This window comes from Parabacteroides sp. ASF519 (genome assembly GCF_000364265.2).
In the GTDB taxonomy this organism is placed as follows: Bacteria; Bacteroidota; Bacteroidia; order Bacteroidales; family Tannerellaceae; genus Parabacteroides; species Parabacteroides goldsteinii.
Genome location: NZ_AQFV02000006.1, coordinates 3,647,775 through 3,666,326, shown reverse-complemented (window position 1 = coordinate 3,666,326; position 18,552 = coordinate 3,647,775). Strand labels below are relative to the sequence as shown.

The window sequence follows — 18,552 nt, the reverse complement described above, 5'->3', positions numbered from 1 at the left end:
ATTTACAAATTAGCTCCTTGATGCTCAATTATATAAATGACTTTTTCCAAATCCTTACGAGTATCTACAGAGATCGACTCTGAATCAACAAGGGTAAATTGAAGTTCTTTTCCATGCTCCAAAAAACGAAGATGATCAATATCTTCAATGCGCTCAATGTTACCTTGAGGTGTTGACACAAAGAAATCAAGTGCTTTTTTTGAGAAACACTCAATACCAACATACTTCTTATAGCTAAACATTAAGGTCCCTTTAGGATAGGGAACAGGAGTACGGCTGATATACACACAACGTCCAATGTCAGACATAACAATTTTTATATTAGCAGAATCAATAGTTTCTGCAGGGTCTGTTAATGTACGCATAGCACCACTAAAAAAGAAATTATCATCTATCTCACAGGGTATAACTTGATCAATACATTTAGGTGAAATAAGAGGCTCATCACCATTCACACAAACATATAAATCAGCCTTTACTTTTTCAGCAACTTCATGAATACGAGAAATATGCTCAGGATGATCACTTCGGGTCATTACATACTTAATATCAAGTTCTTCACAAACCTTACGAACACGTTCATCATCTATAGCAACAAACACTTCTTTAATTTTTTGTGCTTGACAAACACGTTGGTATACCCACCAAATCATAGGATGCCCACAAATCTTCGCAAGAGGTTTACCCTCAAATCGTGTACTCTTATAACGAGCAGGAATAATACCTATTACATTCATATCTCTATTTTTAAATTTCATATTTCTTAACAAAGAAAAACGTATCAAAAAACACTTGTTATAACAATCTATTTATCAGATTTTTCAAACATCCTCTCCAAACAACCATATTATGATCACTATAAGGCGCGTTAGGAGAAAAACAATCCTTTCCTTTTAAAGATTCAGAATAAAAAACATAATCAATCCACCATAACTTATATAACTGCCAGAATGTATATTGATAACCGTTCCCCAGATTTCGAAAGTCATCTGTCAAGCCTTTTCTCACTCGATGGTATTATAAGAAGCAGGCATATAGTTGAGTATCAAGAACAGATTACCGGCCAAGCCAGCAATGTCAGAAAGGATAGCCAGATACAAATTCCATCGGCATAATATCCACTGATCAAACAAAGGACAGATAAAGAGAATATTATTCAACCTTATCCAACACCTCATACTCCGAATTCTTACTCTTAAACTCCGGTACAATCCCTTTCATCATTTGGACTGTCCCCATTTTATCTACTTTAATCGCCAAAGCAATCAACGGACTCATAACCGAGCAAATATCATTGTAATCATATTCTCTCACCTGAGCGCGATATATTTTAGCATTATTTGTAGGGAGGACGTTCTCTTTAGTTGCCAGAAGTTCCTCATACAGTTTTTCTCCCGGGCGGAGCCCCGTATATTGAATTTCGATATCCTCGCCGGGGACAAGACCTGCCAATTCGATCATACGACGAGCCAGATCAACGATCTTTACAGGAGTTCCCATATCGAATACAAAGATTTCATTGCCCTTGCCCATAAATGCGGCTTCGAGCACCAAACGACACGCTTCCGGGATTGTCATAAAGTAGCGGATGATGTCGGGATGAGTCACTGTTAAAGGGCCTCCTTTTGCTAATTGCTCACGAAAACGGGGAATAACAGAACCGTTACTTCCTAAAACATTCCCAAAACGAGTCGTGATAAAACGGGTTTTGCCTGGATGCAAACCTTTGCTGATAGCAATACTAAAACTTTGTACATAGATTTCTGCCAGGCGTTTGGAAGCTCCCATTACGTTAGTCGGATTAACCGCCTTATCAGTAGAAATCATTATGAATTTATCTACATTGTATTTGACAGCCATATCCGCCACATTACGGGTTCCATATACATTCGTATGGACTGCTTCACAAGGATTTTCCTCCATCAAAGGTACGTGCTTATAAGCAGCCGCATGAAATACATATTGAGGTTGGAAACGCAAGAAAAGGGACTCTACACGGTCGATCATCCGGATATCTCCCATTACAGGAGTAAATTCTACCTGAGGAAATTTTTCTTCCAGTTCCAAACGTATGTTGTGCATAGGGGTTTCTGCACTGTCAAACAAGATCAATTGCTTCAGATTGAATGTACATAGTTGACGGCATAATTCGCTACCGATAGAACCGGCGGCTCCGGTTACCAAAACAACTTTGCCTTTCAAGGAAGTGGCGATTTCAGTCATATTGATACAGATTTCCTCACGACCTAATAAATCTTCTATATGTACCTCAGGGAGATTACGGAAATTAACCTTACCCTTCTTCAATTCATCTACAGAAGGAAGCATCAACATACGAACTTTCTTCTTTTCACAATAACGGACTAAACGCTCACTCTCTTCTTTTACTAAATGATAGTCCGTAAACAATACTGCTTTAATATTTTTCCTATTAACCAAATGGTTAAAGTCTACTTGCTTTTTAATTGAATAAATTCTGTATTTTCCTACACGTAAACAGGTATGATCTCCAAAGCGCAGGAAACCACAAACTTTATACAATAGTTTGTCACTCAGGGAAGCATCAAACAAGAAAGTTCCGGATTTATCACCCTGATAGATCAATAATTTTCCTTGATTCAAGGATACACTATTGACTATAATTGAATAGAAAACGATCATGAAAACACGGAGTATTGTCAAAAGGAAGAAGGTAAGGAACAAGTCTACTACAGCTCCTAAGGCTAATTCACGAGGAGATTGAATCGTCGTAGTCAGGTAGACCAAAATGACGATGAAAAGTACCTTTATTAATGAGGATAAAGCAAGACGTCCAGCTTCTGTAAATGCAGAATGCCGGATCACACCTTTATAGGTCTGGCACAAAAAGAAACTCACCAGACTGCTGCAGAAAGAAATGGATAATATATGAAAAAGAGAATCGTCCACAAGCTCTGTTCCAAGAATATACCATAGGAATGACAGAGAAGTAGCAGTAGCTAGAATTGATAGAAATAAGTCAATAAATAGGACGATCCAACGGTTAAAAAATTTAACGCGTGATAATACTAGTGCAAAACCATTGATATTCATAAGTTGTAAATTAAGGATATTATGTAAAAAAGTTCGTCAGTCCCAAGCGGCCAACCTACATAAATCATTGTAATTCTTATACTTAAAGGTCATTGGAGTGACTAAAAAAAACGATCGTTTTTTCTAGTCACTATATTTACCTAATTTTTGTTAACCTATGATTGAAGCGGCTTTTTGAAAAAAACGAATTAAAACATTGAAGAACAAATAGATAATTTCTCAGAAACTCTTTGTATTTCAATAAATATCACTTACCTTTGCAGCACAAAAAAATGACTAGAAAAAACGATCGTTTTTTCTAGTCATTTTGAATTATCCCCCTTTCATCTTTTCAAAAGATTTTACATTCAGTAACAAGTTTGCCTATCAATCTCTACACTCATAATACAGTTTCCTAAATGCAAAAAGCCCTGAGAAGTTCATTACTCCCCAGGGCTCCCTTACGATAATTTATTTTTCTTACTTATGCGTATCTTCCAATGAGAATCTGCAAATCCTCTTTTTCTATTTCTGATTCAAGAATATCCATTTCATCAGATGAATAAGCCGCTATATCAAAAGATTTCCATATATCCCATAGCGTATCTGTAATGGCTTCAAATTCCAATAATTTAAATTGATTCCTATATTTTAAAGCTTCTGTACGCCAATATCTTGTATTATCAAAAAAGTTCTTTAAATCCTTTTTCTTCAAACATTCATACAAGACTTCTTTTATTCTATCTAAATCATTTTCCGGTTGATACGGCATATCTGATTCAAATTTTATAAAAGCATTAAACTGTATGGGATTCATCACCTCCCAATTCGCACTAAACTCACGAGCAAAGCGCCGTACCCAACTTTGAGCCTTGGGAGCAACCTCTTCAGAAAAAATAAAACAACTATTGGGGGCAATCCTAGACTCTGATAATAAATCTTTAGAATGTTTTATTTTGCGAACTAACGAGCTTTTATCCAGATTTCTAGAACTTTGATAATCCAAACGCAATTCTACCAACAACAATCTATGATTTACTTTTCGATTATTTTGATAATCACTAATTCCGACTGCTGCATCCATTGTATTATCTTTTGAACCACCACAGAACTTTGTTTCGTAATCATCCAAAGCCAAACATTTGATCTTGCTTGAAAAAATCCCTACTTTATTATAATCTCTTTGAGAGACTTCATCTAATAAACACAAACAATGTTTTGCTATCAAATGAGAAACAATAATGTCTTCATTATAAATTATTGGAACCATAATCTTGAATACGGGATATCGCAATATTAAAAGACTCAAAAATCTCTTTTATATCGCTTCCGAGGTTTTGATATGTATATTGTAATGAATTCTCACTTCTAGTCGCCTGATAAAAACAGGTATTTTCGATAATATCCTCTTTATGAGCAATCGATTGTATAGCTGCAACCATATCCGGATTATGACTGGCAATCATAATTTTTAAGCCTAATTCCTTATGCAGCAAAACTAATAAACGTGCAAATTCCACTATCCACTGAGGATGTAAATGGGCTTCGGGTTCATCAATAAGCAACAAGGTCTCTTCATTCAGATAACCATTTTCCAAAAGACGCTGTAAATAGGCAAAAGCTTTCAAACCGGTAGCAGCTTTTTCCAAAGGTATATTTAAACCATCCTCCCGATGAAAATGCAATTCCTTATTAAAACCAAATGTATCGTCTTCAACTATTATCTGCCCATTTATCAGTCGCCTGATACGTAACAACACTTTTTTGCCAGACTGAGGCATTTCTCCCCGAGGACTTATCATCATTTCATATAAATCTGTCCAATGGGTACTTAACGTTTTAGCTTTATCAGACAAAGCCATTGGAGTATCTATATATATTGCTCTATGAATCATCAATGGAGCATCAAATTTTCCTTTTTCCAATAGCTTAACCCCATCTTCTGAAAGCTGTATCTTTGACGGGGCTTTATCTTCCTCTAAATAATTTCTTTTTATAAATCTATACAGTTGATCTAATGAGCGTTTTTCTTTATTAAGATAAAGTTCTTCATATTTTTGATCAAAATCAGCTATTAATAAACTAAAAAATTCAGCAATATTCTTTTCTAAGAGGATTTTATCATCATTATATGAAATTTTCAGATAAGAGAAAATACGTTTTTTTCTGCTCTTCATCATTTCTGCAGATAAGAAAGATATCAGTCTCAACTCGAACTGCTTAACCAAACTTATATATCTTTCTTTCAATGTGTCTATATCAACTTGATCATTTATCTGATCGATCACCTCATGATATGAGGTGAATTCATCGCTCTGACTTATCTCCCGACTAGCTCTAAACAATTTATGAAGATTTCCTCTTAATTGATTGGAGAATTCCTCATAAAGAGATTCATCAAATTTGTTCGATTCATTAATTATATAATACAACCATCTTGACAAAGTACTTTTGCCACAACCATTTTCTCCGGACAACACAGTTATTCCATTGATAGTAATATCAGCTTTCTCTATAGCATGATACCCATATAGCGAATATTTATATTTGCTCATCTGTCCTTTTTTAATTCTGTCTTTGCAAAAATAAAGGAAAAACCGATGACTACAAAGGTAAAAGGATTTATTATTTATCAAGTATCCTATATTCGAAATAGAAAGCCCTGGAAAGTTTCAAAACTTCCAGGGCTTATTTCTGCCATGTTTTTATCTCTTATTTATGCGTATCTTCCAAAATGAATTTGAGCGTTCCGGCATTTACCAATTCTTCCTGAGAAATAGTATAGCCTTTTAGCTTCTTTCCGTCGGCTGTTACTTCTTTAATATAGATGTCTTCCGGATTGTTATGCATGGATTCGATTACTAACTCACCTTTTGGATAGAATTTCTTATTCAAATCGATGGTAACCTTATTGAAGGTCGGCGAAGTCAGTACATAATCCATATCGCCGGGACAAGCCGGGTAGAATCCCATCATAGAGAAAACAGCCCAGGTTGACATGGTTCCGGTATCATCATTGCCGGGAAGACCGTTCGGTGCATTATGATAGTATTTACTTAACAATTCACGAACGAGCTTCTGTGTACGCCAGGCATCACCTTTGAAATAACTGAACAGATATGGATAGGCGATATCCGGTTCGTTTGCCATATCGTAATGGCCTTCGTCGAATACCATCTGCAATTTGTCTACAAATTTCTTCTGGCCTCCCATCAGCTTAACCAGACCGGGGATATCGTGGGGAACATAGAAAGTATAGTTCCAGGCACTTCCTTCATGGAAACCGGGATTGGGTTCGAAGTTTTCACCTTGTTTAGGGTTGAAGGGAGAATAGAATGTTCCATCGGGCAGAATCGGACGAAGTGTACCGAATTCTTTACTGTAATAATGCTTATAGCCCATCGAGCGGTCATAGAAGAGTTTTGCATCTTCCTTCTTTCCTAAAGCTTTGGCAAACTGGGACAGGTTCCAGTCAGCTATATAATATTCCAAAGCATGGGATACGGAGTTGTCGTATTGTTCACGAAGCGGAACATATCCTTTGCTCATATAATCGTTATTGTCCGGACGAAGCAGGTTGAACTCACCCGGTGTAGTAGCTCCTTTACGCATCGCTTCGTAAGCTGTTTCTACATCGAAATCACGAAGGCCGCGCATCCAGGCATCTACTATATAAGGTATGGAAGGATCACCTTCCATCGTGAGGGTTTCACGTCCGTATAGTTCCCACTTAGGCAACCAGCCGCTTTCCTTATACATATCGATCATGGTACGGATGATATCGAGCTGACGTTCGGGGAAAAGCAAGGTCATCAAGGTACTTACGTTACGATAGGTATCCCACAAAGAGAATACGGTGTAACGGTTTCCGGTAGTATGACCTACTTTCAGGCTTTCCATCATCGGGTATTCACCGTTCACATCCTGAATAATGTTCGGATGAATCAGCAGGTGATATAAAGCGGTATAGAAAATTGTCTTGTCGTCTTTGCTACCGCCTTCTACCTTTACACGAGACAGGTCGCTGTTCCACATATTGCTGGCGGTTGTCCTGACTTTATCGAAATCGAAACCGGGTTGTTCCGTATTCATGTTGAGACGGGCGTTTTCGATGCTGACAAAAGAGACACCCATCTTGACTTCGATGGCTTCGTTTTCTTCCGTATCATAGGTGAACCATACACCGACATCGTCACCGCTCATTTCACGGTTATACTTGGTATATAGTTTGTATTTGCCTGAATAGACATCCCATTCGGCTTCCACACCTTTCATTTCACGCTGTTTCTTCCAGTATCCCATCGACTTGGGAACCTTGCTGACCTTCATTACGAAATAGATCGGGAAAACGGCCTGCGGGTTATAACAGAAAGTTCCCAGCAACTTGCTTCCTTCAATCTCGGTTTCGTTGACGATACGAACGGTTGCTCCGGTTTCGTTGGTCAATCCTTCTCCCAGGTTCAGCAGAATATTCCCCTGCCCTTTCGGGAAAGTGAAACGGCTAAGGCCGGTACGCATACTGGCTGTCGCTTCGGTCTTGATACCATATTTTGTCAGGACATTGCTATAATAACCGGGATGGGCTACTTCATCCTTATATTTGCTACCATATTCCCGGTAATCGACTTTCAGTTCGCCGGCGGTCGGCATCAATAACAGACTGCCTAATTCGGGACAACCTACCCCACTCAGGTTTACATGGGCAAAACCTGTCATGTAGTCATTGTCGGCGGAGTATGGAGTGGACCACCATTGGCTGTCTTTATCGAAGCGGTTGCTCTCCGATCCCATCACATTGAATGGAGTGACACTCATCATACCCTGGGGACAGATGGCTCCGGGATTAGTAGTCCCGTAGTTGCTGGTCCCGATAAAAGGGTTTACATAATCTACCGGCTGTTGTGCTGCCGCCATCAGGCTACCACACAGCAGGAGGCTCATTACTTGCTTCTTCATTCTCGATTTATTTAGTTAATTAATAATATGCTAATTTGAAAATGTGCCAATATGCCAATGAGATACATATGCATTCATTCTTAGAATCGGCACATTGGCATATTTACCACATTGGTCCATTATCCTTCTTACCATACGACGATCTCATCCACAAAGATGAACCCCTTATTCGCTTCATCAGCTTTCAGACGGACATAGCGGGCTTTCCAGTCTCCCTGGAAGAGATATTCCTGGAAAGAAAGTTCGGGATCTTTATTGGAGATGGTGGTCGGGATAATTCCCTGTGAAGTGAAATTCGTTCCATCTTCGGATGTCAATAACTCGACTGTAGCCGGTTGGAAAACTCCCGGCCCGATCAGTTGCATGAAACGGGCGGATACTTTGTGAATATCGGTAACTTCTTCCATATCGATCACACAATCAAGGTCGTTCAGGTATCCCTGCCAACGACCATCCAGATAGGTCAGTCCTCCCCGATAACCATCGAGCAGCGCATTCATACCGCCTGCCATATAACCGGGATACAACTTACTATTATAATGTATAGGCTTGTTGATGGCGCAGTGGTAATCGACTTTCTTCTCGGTCGGGGTTCCCTGCAACTGACCATTACTGAAAATAGCAGCTTTGATATAAGCTGAATCCTTCACCTGAATCATCCCGTCGTAAACTGTGGAGGAGGCTGTCGGGACAGTACCGTCCGTCGTATAACGGATTTCTGCCGGATACTTTTCGGCATCCAGGTAGACTTCAATCTGTTTGCTGACCGTATCGACCTTCATCGTTACTTCCAGTTCGTTGGAAAGAGTAAATGTATTGATGCCCATCTGCTGTAATTTTGAAATATGAGCATTCATACGGGGTTTGAAGTCATTCCATTCGCGCTTTTCCTGAGGCGACCAGGCTATTTCAGCCAAAGCCAAAGCACGAGGAAACATCATATATTCCAGATGTTGTTCGTTCGGAATATATTCTGTCCAGGTATTGGCCTGTACTCCCATGATGTGTTTACTTTCTTCGGCAGTCAGTGAGTCGACCGGAATCGGATTATAACTATACACTTTCTTAATCGGAGTATATCCGCCGATAGCATAAGGTTGTGTTTTCGGATCAGCCTGGTAGAAGTCAAAATACATATAATTACCCGGTGTCATCACCACGTCATGTCCCATACGGGCAGACTTAATGCCACCACTTTCGCCACGCCAGGACATAACGGTAGCCTCCGGAGCAAGGCCACCTTCCAGTATCTCATCCCAGCCGATCAGCTTACGGCCTTTAGAGATCAGATATTCCTCTGCCTTATGTATCATATAACTTTGCAGTTCATCCACGCTTTTCATGCCATTCTTTTTCATCAAAGCCTGACATTTAGGACAGGTTTTCCAGGCACCTTTACCGGCTTCGTCCCCTCCTATATGAATATACTCGGATGGAAAAAGTTCGATCACTTCATCCAGTACGTCTTCCATAAAGGTAAATGATTTCGGATTACCGATACAGAAATCTCCATTCTTATAAGGCTGACCGGAACAACTTAACTCCGGATAAGCAAACAGGACCTCTTCCGAATGACCGGGAAATTCGATTTCCGGCAATACATTAATATGTTTAGATGCTGCATAGGCAACGATCGCACGTATATCGTCTTTGGTGTAATAACCGCCATAGGCTCCCGGAGTTCCTTCAGGAAGATATTTGCGGTCTTTTCCATCCCACCACTTCCGCCAGTCGGATTCGGTACGGAAAGCAGCATCCGTAGTCAGTTTAGGATATTTATCCATCTGGATACGCCATCCTCCTGCATCCGTCAGGTGAAGATGCAGATTATTCAGCTTATAAAAGGACATCACGTCCAGCAACTTGAATACTTCTTCTTTGGGAAAGAAATGACGCGACACATCCAGGTGCATCCCTCGGTACTTAAACCGAGGCTCATCCTGTATGGTGACATAAGGGACTCCCTGGGGAGAAAACAGCTGACGGAGTGTCTGTTCGCCATAGAACAGACCTGTCCCGGTGGCTGCTTTCAGGTCGATACCCTTTTCATTCACTACAAGCTGGTATCCTTCCGGATTTCCACCTATTGACTCATCCACGATAAAGCGAACATTTGCAGGCTTTGCCGTAGAAAAAACAGCAGCACTGTCGACTTTCAAAAAGCCTCCTGAAGCACTAACCTGTGCAGGCAGCGGGATTACATTCAGTTGCACAGTCTCTTTCGGAGAGCAGGCAACAAGAAGCAAAGAGCATACTACAGTAACACCCGTCATCGCTATGCGCGATTGTTTTGGCAGTAACATAATAATCAGTTTTTGTGTATTTATTCTTGGTGCGGTAAATATACAAAGAAAAAGGGAAAATCCCGTAAGAGATTTTCCCTTTATATGAGAAGAAAGCCGCACCGTAGATATGAACAAACTCCGTATGACAGGATTTGAGTGCTTTGCCACCTTTGTAATCCGCTGTGCGATGCATGCCCCGAAGGGTGCGGCCCGCCATTAGCGACAAGAGCTTTGTCTCGGAATTAAAAAAAACTGATGAGTTTCCCAATCGAACAAGTGCGGCTAACTCATTTTTCTTATCACAAAGATATGTAAAGCCTTTGAATCTTCCAAACAAAATGTCAACAATTTCCCCTTAAATAATGAATAAAAAAGTAAAGTCTCAGTGTTTCAGAAGGTATGAATTGCAAAAAGCTAACAAAAAAAGGGTCCCGAAACCGGAACCCTTCTCTTATTGACATTTATATATCAATTTACTTTACTTTTGCAACGATAGCTTTGAAAGCTTCCGGATGGTTCATAGCCAGGTCGGCCAACACCTTACGGTTGATTTCAATTCCTGCAGCATGCAAAGCTCCCATCAAACGAGAGTAAGACATACCTTCCAGGCGAGCAGCAGCGTTGATACGCTGGATCCACAATGCGCGGAAGTTACGTTTCTTGTTACGACGGTCACGGAATGCATAAGTCAAACCTTTTTCCCAGGTATTCTTTGCTACGGTCCACACATTCTTACGTGCACCATAATAACCTCTGGTAAGTTTTAAAATCCGTTTTCTTTTTGCTCTTGAAGCAACATGATTTACTGATCTAGGCATAATTCTAATCTGTTTTGAATGTTAGCGTCATCCTTTATGATGATCTTAACTTGCTAAATACATTCGGTTAATAAAAATCTTTGTAAAACTCGCTTAATTTAAGAAGATTACTTCATGCCAAGCATTAGCTTAACACTGTTTACATCAACAGTAGCAACAAGGCCAGTGTGAGTAAGGTTTCTCTTAGCTTTTTTAGTCTTCTTAGTCAAAATGTGACTTTTAAAAGCGTGTTTTCTTTTGATTTTTCCTGTTCCGGTAAGGGCGAACCTCTTTTTGGCACCGGAATTAGTCTTCATCTTAGGCATTTTCCAATTTTGTTTTAATTATTAAACTTGACACCCTCTACGGGTGTTTTTTTATTCTTTATTTTCTTCAGCGTCAGATTCTGTCCTCGGCTTCAATGTTATCACTTTCTTAACCACAGGCTTTGCCGGTCCCGCAGATGCTGGTTTCGGAGCAGCTGCTGTAGCCGATGCACCCGCTTTTTTAGGTGTCAGCATGATGATCATACGTTTACCTTCCAAAACCGGTAGCTGTTCTACTTTACCGTAGTCTTCCAAATCATTGGCAAAACGAAGCAATAAAACTTCACCCTGCTCTTTGAAAAGAATGGAACGTCCTTTAAAGAACACATATGCTTTCACTTTAGAGCCTTCTTCCAGAAATCCTTTAGCATGCTTCAGTTTGAAGTTATAATCATGATCATCTGTCTGAGGTCCGAAACGAATCTCCTTCACAACAACCTTCACAGATTTCGCTTTTTGCTCTTTCTGCCGCTTTTTCTGCTGATAGAGGAATTTCTGATAATCGGTTATTTTACAAACGGGGGCGCAGCATTGGGTGAAATTTCTACCAGGTCCAATCCCTGATCTTCAGCCATTTTTAATGCCTGAGATGTAGGAAATACACCTTGTTCTACATTGTCACCTACTAAACGAACTTCACGAACACGAATTCGTTCGTTGATTCTGTACTGTTCTTTCAGATTGTCATTCTTCATTCAAAAAGATTTATTCTCCTCGTTATTAGTTATTTACTTGTTTTTATTTTGCCAACGATTCATCATGTCCTCTACTTCATCGTTCAAAAGCGCTGCAAAGGTAGCAATTTTCATCGAACCTTTATCACCTTCGCCCTGTTTTCTTACAGAAACTTCATTATTTTCTGCTTCTTTTTCTCCGACGATGAGCATATAAGGAATACGTTTCAATTCATTGTCACGAATCTTACGACCGATTTTTTCATTTCTGTCATCTACCAGAACACGGATATCCTGTTCTTCCAGCTGACGGGCGATGTCCCATGCATATTCATTGAACTTCTCACTGATAGGCATGATACATACCTGATCCGGAGTCAGCCACAACGGGAATTTACCTCCTGTATGTTCGATCAGCACGGCAACGAAACGTTCCATTGAGCCGAACGGTGCACGGTGAATCATTACCGGACGGTGTTTTTTGTTATCTTCACCTGTATATTCCAGCTCGAAACGTTCCGGCAGGTTATAATCTACCTGGATAGTTCCCAACTGCCAGCGGCGACCGATAGCATCTTTCACCATAAAGTCGAGTTTCGGACCATAGAAAGCAGCTTCACCATATTCGATCTTAGCTTTCAGACCTTTTTCCTGACAGGCTTCGATGATAGCGGTTTCAGCTTTTTCCCAATTCTCTTCCGAACCGATGTATTTATCTCTGTTCACTTTATCACGTAAAGAGATCTGGGCTTCGAAGTTTTCGAAATCAAGCGCTTTAAAAATGATAAAGATAATATCCATTACTTTCAGGAATTCATCCTTCAACTGATCCGGACGGCAGAACAGGTGGGCGTCATCCTGCGTAAAGCCACGTACTCTCGTCAAACCGTGTAACTCACCGCTCTGTTCATAACGGTAAACCGTACCGAACTCTGCGAAACGCAAAGGCAGGTCTTTGTATGAACGTGGGAATGCCTTGAATATCTCACAATGGTGAGGACAGTTCATCGGTTTCAACAGGAATTCTTCGCCTTCCTGCGGAGTATGGATCGGCTGGAATGAATCCTTGCCATATTTTGCATAGTGGCCAGATGTTACATACAGTTGTTTGCCTCCGATATGCGGAGTCATTACCTGCTGGTAACCGTATTTCTTCTGGATACGTTTCAGGAAATCTTCCAGTTTCAAACGCAACTGAGTACCACGGGGCAACCACAATGGCAGACCTGCTCCTACTGCGGTAGAGAATGTGAATAACTCTAGTTCTTTACCGATCTTACGGTGATCACGTTTTTTGGCTTCTTCCAGTAATGCCAGATATTCATCCAACATTTTCTTTTTCGGGAAAGTGATTCCATACAGACGAACCAGCTGTTTGCGTTTTTCATCACCACGCCAGTAAGCACCGGCCACGCTCAGAATCTTTACAGCTTTCAAGTAAGATGTGTTAGGTAAATGCGGACCACGACACAAATCTGTGAAAGAGCCTTGTGTATAGGTTGTGATCGTACCGTCTTCCAGTTCACTGATCAACTCAGTTTTATATTCTTCACCTCTGTCACCGAACATTTTCATGGCATCTGCCTTGGTAATGTCCTGACGTTTGATTTCTTCTTTTTTAGCTACCAGTTCCAGCATCTTTGCTTCGATTGCTGCGAAATCACCTTCTTTGATTGTAGCTTCACCCGGATCTACGTCATAGTAGAATCCATTCTCGATAGCCGGACCGATACCGAACTTGATGCCAGGATAAAGTTCCTGCAGCGCTTCAGCCATCAGGTGAGCACTTGAGTGCCAGAAAGCATGTTTACCTTCTTCATCATCCCACTTCAGCAGCTTCACAGTTGAATCCTGCATAATTGGACGAGACAGGTCCCATGTTTCTCCGTTCACACTTGCGGCCAAAACTTCCTGAGCCAAACGGGAACTGATGCTTTCTGCGATCTGCATAGCAGTTGTTCCTTCGGCGTATTCTCTTACGGAATCATCCGGAAATGTAATCTTTATCATAATCTGTTCTCTATAATTCTTTAATTAGCATGCAAATTTAGCATTCTTTTTCGTAAAATGATCTTTTTAGGTCAAAAGATATATGCTTTAAACCCAAAACAGACATGTTTTATTGGGAAACATGCCTGTTTTGAATCTAAAAAAGCTTATTCAGATCAATTGCTTGTCATACGTTTGATGATACTATAGGCATTGATAATACCTAATTCGCCTGCCTTACTCAGGTCTGCAATACCTTGATTGGCATCACCCAGGGAGAGATGAGCCAGTCCGCGGTTAAAATAAGCCTCTGCAAAATCAGGGTCACGTTTGATCGCCTCATCATAATCCTGTATGGCCGCCCGGAAGTCACGCTGCACACAACGTAAATTTCCACGATTGAAATAAGCATACACAAATCCGGGATTCAAACGGATAACCATATCGTAATCACGTGTAATCAATTCATGTTCGTAAGCCTTCCTTTTATCCTTCACTTCGGCCGATCTAGGATCAGAAGGAGCTCTCGGCTGTGTCGGACTCTGCCCCATCTTAAAGTTCATACTACCCATAGAGGCTGACAAGTCATCGGTTGTAGTAGTCTGGGACATATCATAAACCAATTGTTTGTAACGTACCACTGCACGGTTGAAATAAGCCATCGTATAGGTCGGATCAAGTTCGATAACCTTATTGAAATCTTTGATAGCTTCCGTAAAGTCTTGTACAAGCATATAATCTACTGCACGGCCAAACCACGCATCCGCATTTCCCGGCTGGACTTCTATCTTCGCGGAATAATCATTGATCGAGGCAAAGTGAACCGAAATCTGATCTTCCGTGAGGGCAGCCTCTTCATTGGTTATACGCAGTTTGCGCGATAAAACCATACGGGCATTATATTCTTCGATCGTCTTGTCGTAATAGACAATTTTCTTGATCGGATCAATCTTTTCGTAATAAGTCAGGACAAACTGAGGTTCGATATCTACACGGACATTACGATCCTGCACACGTCCGCGGACATCACTCTGGTATTTATTCCTGCGTTCCTCCTCTTTGTCATACACCACCAGGCGATTGAATTTACTGATGTTTTTATCTGATTTCTCACGTGTATTTTCACCTTTGTCATCCGAAGAAGAAGCATTACTATCCTGTCCTGTCGTATTAGTAGAGGCCATGGCATTTCCACCCTGCGCAGACTGGCGGTCTTTCTTCGAATTGTTTTCCATTTCGATAGCGGTCCAGTAGTCGCGATCGGCACCTACCTGGTCATTCATTTTACGCTTAGCTTCGGAACGGCTGTAATAACCCGGAGTAAAATTTGGATATTGACCTAAAACAACATCGAAGTCCTGAACAGAACCACGGTAGTCACCTGTTTCAAAACGCAGGAGAGCACGGTTATAATAAGCCATATAGTTATCCGGTTCCTGCTGGATCACCACATCGAAGTCTTCGATAGCACGGTTGTTATCGCCTACCTGATAGCGGAGCAGTCCCCGGTTAAAGCGGGCAATCAGATTATTTTTATCCATACCGATTACCTGATCGTAATCATCCATCGCACCACGGAGGTCATTCATCTGGTAACGTACCAAACCACGATTGATATAATAGCCACTTTCACGGGTATTCAAGCGGATGGCCTCGTTCAGATCCGCCAAAGCACCTTTCAGATCATTTGTCTGATAAAGCAGGATCGCACGGTTACCATAGGACGGAGCATAATAGGGGTCCATTTCAATAGCCTTATTATAATCGGCAAGCGCTTTTACCGTATCGCCTTTCTCGGTGTACATAGCACCACGGGTCAGGTAATTCATCGAATATTTAGGATGCGCTTTCATCAGCACATCGAAAGTCTTTTCGGCATCATCATAGTCTTTCCGTTGGATATTGGCTACGGCTTTATTAACAAGCATCTGGCGGTCTTCGGGTTTAAATTCAAGACCTTTGTCGTAGTCGGCAATCGCTTCGGCATATTTTTCCTGGCTCTGGCGGGCAATACCGCGGGCATAATAAGCCTGAACCAGAAATGGATTCCGCTGGAGACATAGCGTACAGTCTTCTTCCGCTCCCTTATAATCGTCCAGATTGATCTTGGCAACAGCGCGGTAGAAATAGGGTTCCGCGATCCAAGGTTTCGCTTTAATGACTTGATTGAAATATTGTATCGACAATACGTAATCTTCAAAATACAAGGCATTACGTCCGATAGCCAGAACACGATCCGTATTGATCTGCGCTGACATCGCTAACGAATATGCTACAAACATCAAAAAGAGGAATATTTTTTTCATCAGATTGCCTTAAGTGTTAAAAAGAGGCATGCCAAAAGGTTTCAACAGACTTTTGACACCCCTCTTTATTCAGCGAACAAAAATAAGCAATTCATGTGAATGTTAAAACGGTTCGTAGCAAAAATAATTCTCAACAAACCGTAATCAAGCCAAAAAACTTAAATTGAATGTAAAATGTATCAAATAAAAAGGTTGCACCAGTGTATAAACACTACTGGCACAACCTTTTCGCACGTATTATGAAATAACCAAATTTTACTTCGGCTGTATTTTTACCATCAAATGATCTTTTGCGATCTTATCTCCTTCGGTTACATCCAACTCGGTAATCACTCCGGATACCGGAGCGACGATCCGATTGTACATCTTCATCGCCTGATGAATGAGGAGCAACTGGCCGGCTTCAACTTCCTGCCCTTTTTCCACATAAATCTTCACGACAGTTCCCGGAAGAGTCGAAATCACATCACCGACGAAGGGCTTATGCCACATCTTACGGTTCTTATATTTCTCTGTCAGCAGTGTTTTGTATTTACGGGCGGTAACTACAAAATCTACATATTCGTTTTCTTTATTTTCCATATTTTCAAAAAGTATATGTACGGATTTAATTAGAACGGAGGGATTCCGTGCTTTTTAGCCGGTCTGTATTCCTCTTTCAAAATAGAAAGTTTCAGAGCGTGAAGCAACAACGCACGTGTTTCTTTCGGCTCGATAACAGAATCGATAAATCCTTTCGAAGCTGCCACATAAGGATTAGCGAACTTCTCGATATACTCTTTCACTTTTTCCTGACGCATTGCATTCTGGTCTTCAGCTTCCATGATTTCCTTACGGAAAATAATGTTGGCTGCACCTTCCGGTCCCATAACGGCAATCTCTGCGCTCGGCCATGCAAACATAAAGTCGGCACCCAGGTGACGCGAGTTCATCGCAATGTAACCACCACCGTAAGCCTTACGCAAGATTACTGTGATCTTAGGCACAGTTGCTTCCGAATAAGCATACAATACTTTTGCCCCGTGACGGATCACACCGGCATGCTCCTGGTCTACGCCCGGCAGGTAACCCGGCATATCTTCCAAGGTAATAATAGGAATATTGAATGAGTCGCAGAAACGAATGAAACGGGCTGCTTTGTCGGCACTGTCGCAATCGAGTACGCCGGCCAGCACCATCGGCTGGTTAGCAACGAAACCGACTGTTTCGCCTGCCATACGACCGAAACCGATCACGATATTGGCAGCCCACAGTTCCTGAATTTCCAGGAAGTCGGAATCATCGACGATGCATTTGATAACGTCACGAACATCGTACGGCTGTTTCGGATCAGCTGGAACAACTTCTTCAATGTTCAGCATCGCTGTCGGTTCTTTTGGCTCAGTAGTCTTGGCACGCTGCTGGTTATTCCAGGGGATAAAGCTGACCAGACGTTTAACCTGTTCGAAACAATCCTGTTCGCTCAAGGCATAGAAATGAGCATTACCTGTTGTTTCCGCATGAACACGGGCACCGCCCAGGTCTTCCATAGAGATGTCTTCACCTAAAACAGTCTTGATCACATTCGGACCGGTGATAAACATCTTGGAGATATTTTCAACCACGAACACGAAGTCTGTCAAAGCAGGTGAATAAACAGCACCACCGGCACACGGACCCAGAATCAATGAGATCTGAGGGATAACGCCTGATGCGATTGTATTTCTATAGAATATTTCACCATATCCGGCCAAAGCACCAACACCTTCCTGAATACGTGCACCACCCGAGTCGTTGATACCGATAATCGGACATTTCATCTTCAATGCATGATCCATGATCTTAGTGATCTTACGAGCATGTTGCAAACCCAATGAACCACCGGCTACAGTAAAGTCCTGTGCGTAGATACATACCGGAGCACCGAAAATAGTACCTGTACCTGTAACTACACCATCACCCGGAAAATCTTTCTTATCCATTCCGAAGTCACGGCCATCGTGCTTTACAAACAAATCGTACTCATGAAAAGAGTTCTTGTCCAGCAAGGAAAGAATACGATCACGGGCAGTAAGTTTACCCATCGCGATCTGCTTTTCGATAGCAGCTTCGCCTCCACCCATCTCAACGACGGCTTTCTTCTCCCTGAGGGCCTGAATGTTTTTACTTAAATCTGTCATATTATTTAA

Annotated in this window: 12 protein-coding genes and 1 pseudogene; all 13 read right to left on the bottom strand. The window is 41.2% G+C overall.

All coding sequences use genetic code 11. The annotated features are described in order from the left end of the window. Positions 1-2: 2 nt before the first annotated feature. Entirely contained in the window at positions 3-758 is a 756-nt protein-coding gene (locus tag C825_RS14325; RefSeq protein WP_228100092.1) for a 3-deoxy-manno-octulosonate cytidylyltransferase, read from the bottom strand. A 394-nt stretch (positions 759-1,152) separates the two neighbouring features. After that, positions 1,153-3,072, bottom strand: coding sequence for a UDP-N-acetylglucosamine 4,6-dehydratase family protein (locus tag C825_RS14320; RefSeq protein ID WP_010802960.1), 1,920 nt, complete (start codon positions 3,070-3,072; stop codon positions 1,153-1,155). A 463-nt stretch (positions 3,073-3,535) separates the two neighbouring features. Next, positions 3,536-4,321 carry a hypothetical protein gene (locus tag C825_RS14315; protein WP_010802959.1) on the bottom strand — a complete coding sequence of 262 codons (786 nt, stop codon included), beginning with the start codon at positions 4,319-4,321 and terminating at the stop codon, positions 3,536-3,538. Next, positions 4,302-5,606: an AAA family ATPase gene (locus C825_RS14310; protein WP_007657079.1), complete on the bottom strand. Its 1,305-nt coding sequence runs from the start codon at positions 5,604-5,606 to the stop codon at positions 4,302-4,304. Before C825_RS14310 ends, C825_RS14315 begins: the two co-directional genes overlap by 20 nt. 157 nt (positions 5,607-5,763) lie before the next feature. Then, entirely contained in the window at positions 5,764-8,007 is a 2,244-nt protein-coding gene (locus tag C825_RS14305) for a GH92 family glycosyl hydrolase (protein ID WP_010802958.1), read from the bottom strand. A gap of 128 nt (positions 8,008-8,135) precedes the next feature. Beyond that, on the bottom strand, positions 8,136-10,310 hold the full coding sequence (locus C825_RS14300) for a beta-N-acetylhexosaminidase (RefSeq protein WP_010802957.1): 2,175 nt from the start codon (positions 10,308-10,310) through the stop codon (positions 8,136-8,138). A 455-nt stretch (positions 10,311-10,765) separates the two neighbouring features. After that, positions 10,766-11,110, bottom strand: a complete 345-nt coding sequence (rplT, locus tag C825_RS14295) for a 50S ribosomal protein L20 (protein ID WP_005635321.1) — start codon at positions 11,108-11,110, stop codon at positions 10,766-10,768. 107 nt (positions 11,111-11,217) lie between these two features. Then, a complete protein-coding gene (gene rpmI, locus C825_RS14290; RefSeq protein ID WP_007657083.1) occupies positions 11,218-11,415 on the bottom strand; it encodes a 50S ribosomal protein L35 in 198 nt (65 codons plus the stop codon). Positions 11,416-11,466: 51 nt separating this feature from the next. Continuing rightward, positions 11,467-12,110 (bottom strand): annotated as a pseudogene (gene infC, locus C825_RS14285) (translation initiation factor IF-3). Positions 12,111-12,143: 33 nt separating this feature from the next. After that, on the bottom strand, positions 12,144-14,099 hold the full coding sequence (gene thrS / locus C825_RS14280; RefSeq protein WP_007657085.1) for a threonine--tRNA ligase: 1,956 nt from the start codon (positions 14,097-14,099) through the stop codon (positions 12,144-12,146). A 155-nt stretch (positions 14,100-14,254) separates the two neighbouring features. After that, positions 14,255-16,384: a tetratricopeptide repeat protein gene (locus C825_RS14275; protein ID WP_044214384.1), complete on the bottom strand. Its 2,130-nt coding sequence runs from the start codon at positions 16,382-16,384 to the stop codon at positions 14,255-14,257. A gap of 255 nt (positions 16,385-16,639) precedes the next feature. Further along, on the bottom strand, positions 16,640-16,966 hold the full coding sequence (locus C825_RS14270) for an acyl-CoA carboxylase biotin carboxyl carrier protein subunit (RefSeq protein ID WP_007657087.1): 327 nt from the start codon (positions 16,964-16,966) through the stop codon (positions 16,640-16,642). 29 nt (positions 16,967-16,995) lie between these two features. Further along, complete coding sequence (locus C825_RS14265; protein ID WP_007657088.1) at positions 16,996-18,543, bottom strand: acyl-CoA carboxylase subunit beta; 1,548 nt, start codon at positions 18,541-18,543, stop codon at positions 16,996-16,998. Positions 18,544-18,552: the final 9 nt, after the last annotated feature.

What these genes read in the sequence shown, in the direction of transcription:
- C825_RS14325 (WP_228100092.1), bottom strand. Translation starts at nt 758, where the DNA reads ATGAAATTTAAAAATAGAGATATGAATGTAATAGGTATTATTCCTGCT.
- C825_RS14320 (WP_010802960.1), bottom strand. Translation starts at nt 3,072, where the DNA reads ATGAATATCAATGGTTTTGCACTAGTATTATCACGCGTTAAATTTTTT.
- C825_RS14315 (WP_010802959.1), bottom strand. Translation starts at nt 4,321, where the DNA reads ATGGTTCCAATAATTTATAATGAAGACATTATTGTTTCTCATTTGATA.
- C825_RS14310 (WP_007657079.1), bottom strand. Translation starts at nt 5,606, where the DNA reads ATGAGCAAATATAAATATTCGCTATATGGGTATCATGCTATAGAGAAA.
- C825_RS14305 (WP_010802958.1), bottom strand. Translation starts at nt 8,007, where the DNA reads ATGAAGAAGCAAGTAATGAGCCTCCTGCTGTGTGGTAGCCTGATGGCG.
- C825_RS14300 (WP_010802957.1), bottom strand. Translation starts at nt 10,310, where the DNA reads ATGTTACTGCCAAAACAATCGCGCATAGCGATGACGGGTGTTACTGTA.
- rplT (WP_005635321.1), bottom strand. Translation starts at nt 11,110, where the DNA reads ATGCCTAGATCAGTAAATCATGTTGCTTCAAGAGCAAAAAGAAAACGG.
- rpmI (WP_007657083.1), bottom strand. Translation starts at nt 11,415, where the DNA reads ATGCCTAAGATGAAGACTAATTCCGGTGCCAAAAAGAGGTTCGCCCTT.
- thrS (WP_007657085.1), bottom strand. Translation starts at nt 14,099, where the DNA reads ATGATAAAGATTACATTTCCGGATGATTCCGTAAGAGAATACGCCGAA.
- C825_RS14275 (WP_044214384.1), bottom strand. Translation starts at nt 16,384, where the DNA reads ATGAAAAAAATATTCCTCTTTTTGATGTTTGTAGCATATTCGTTAGCG.
- C825_RS14270 (WP_007657087.1), bottom strand. Translation starts at nt 16,966, where the DNA reads ATGGAAAATAAAGAAAACGAATATGTAGATTTTGTAGTTACCGCCCGT.
- C825_RS14265 (WP_007657088.1), bottom strand. Translation starts at nt 18,543, where the DNA reads ATGACAGATTTAAGTAAAAACATTCAGGCCCTCAGGGAGAAGAAAGCC.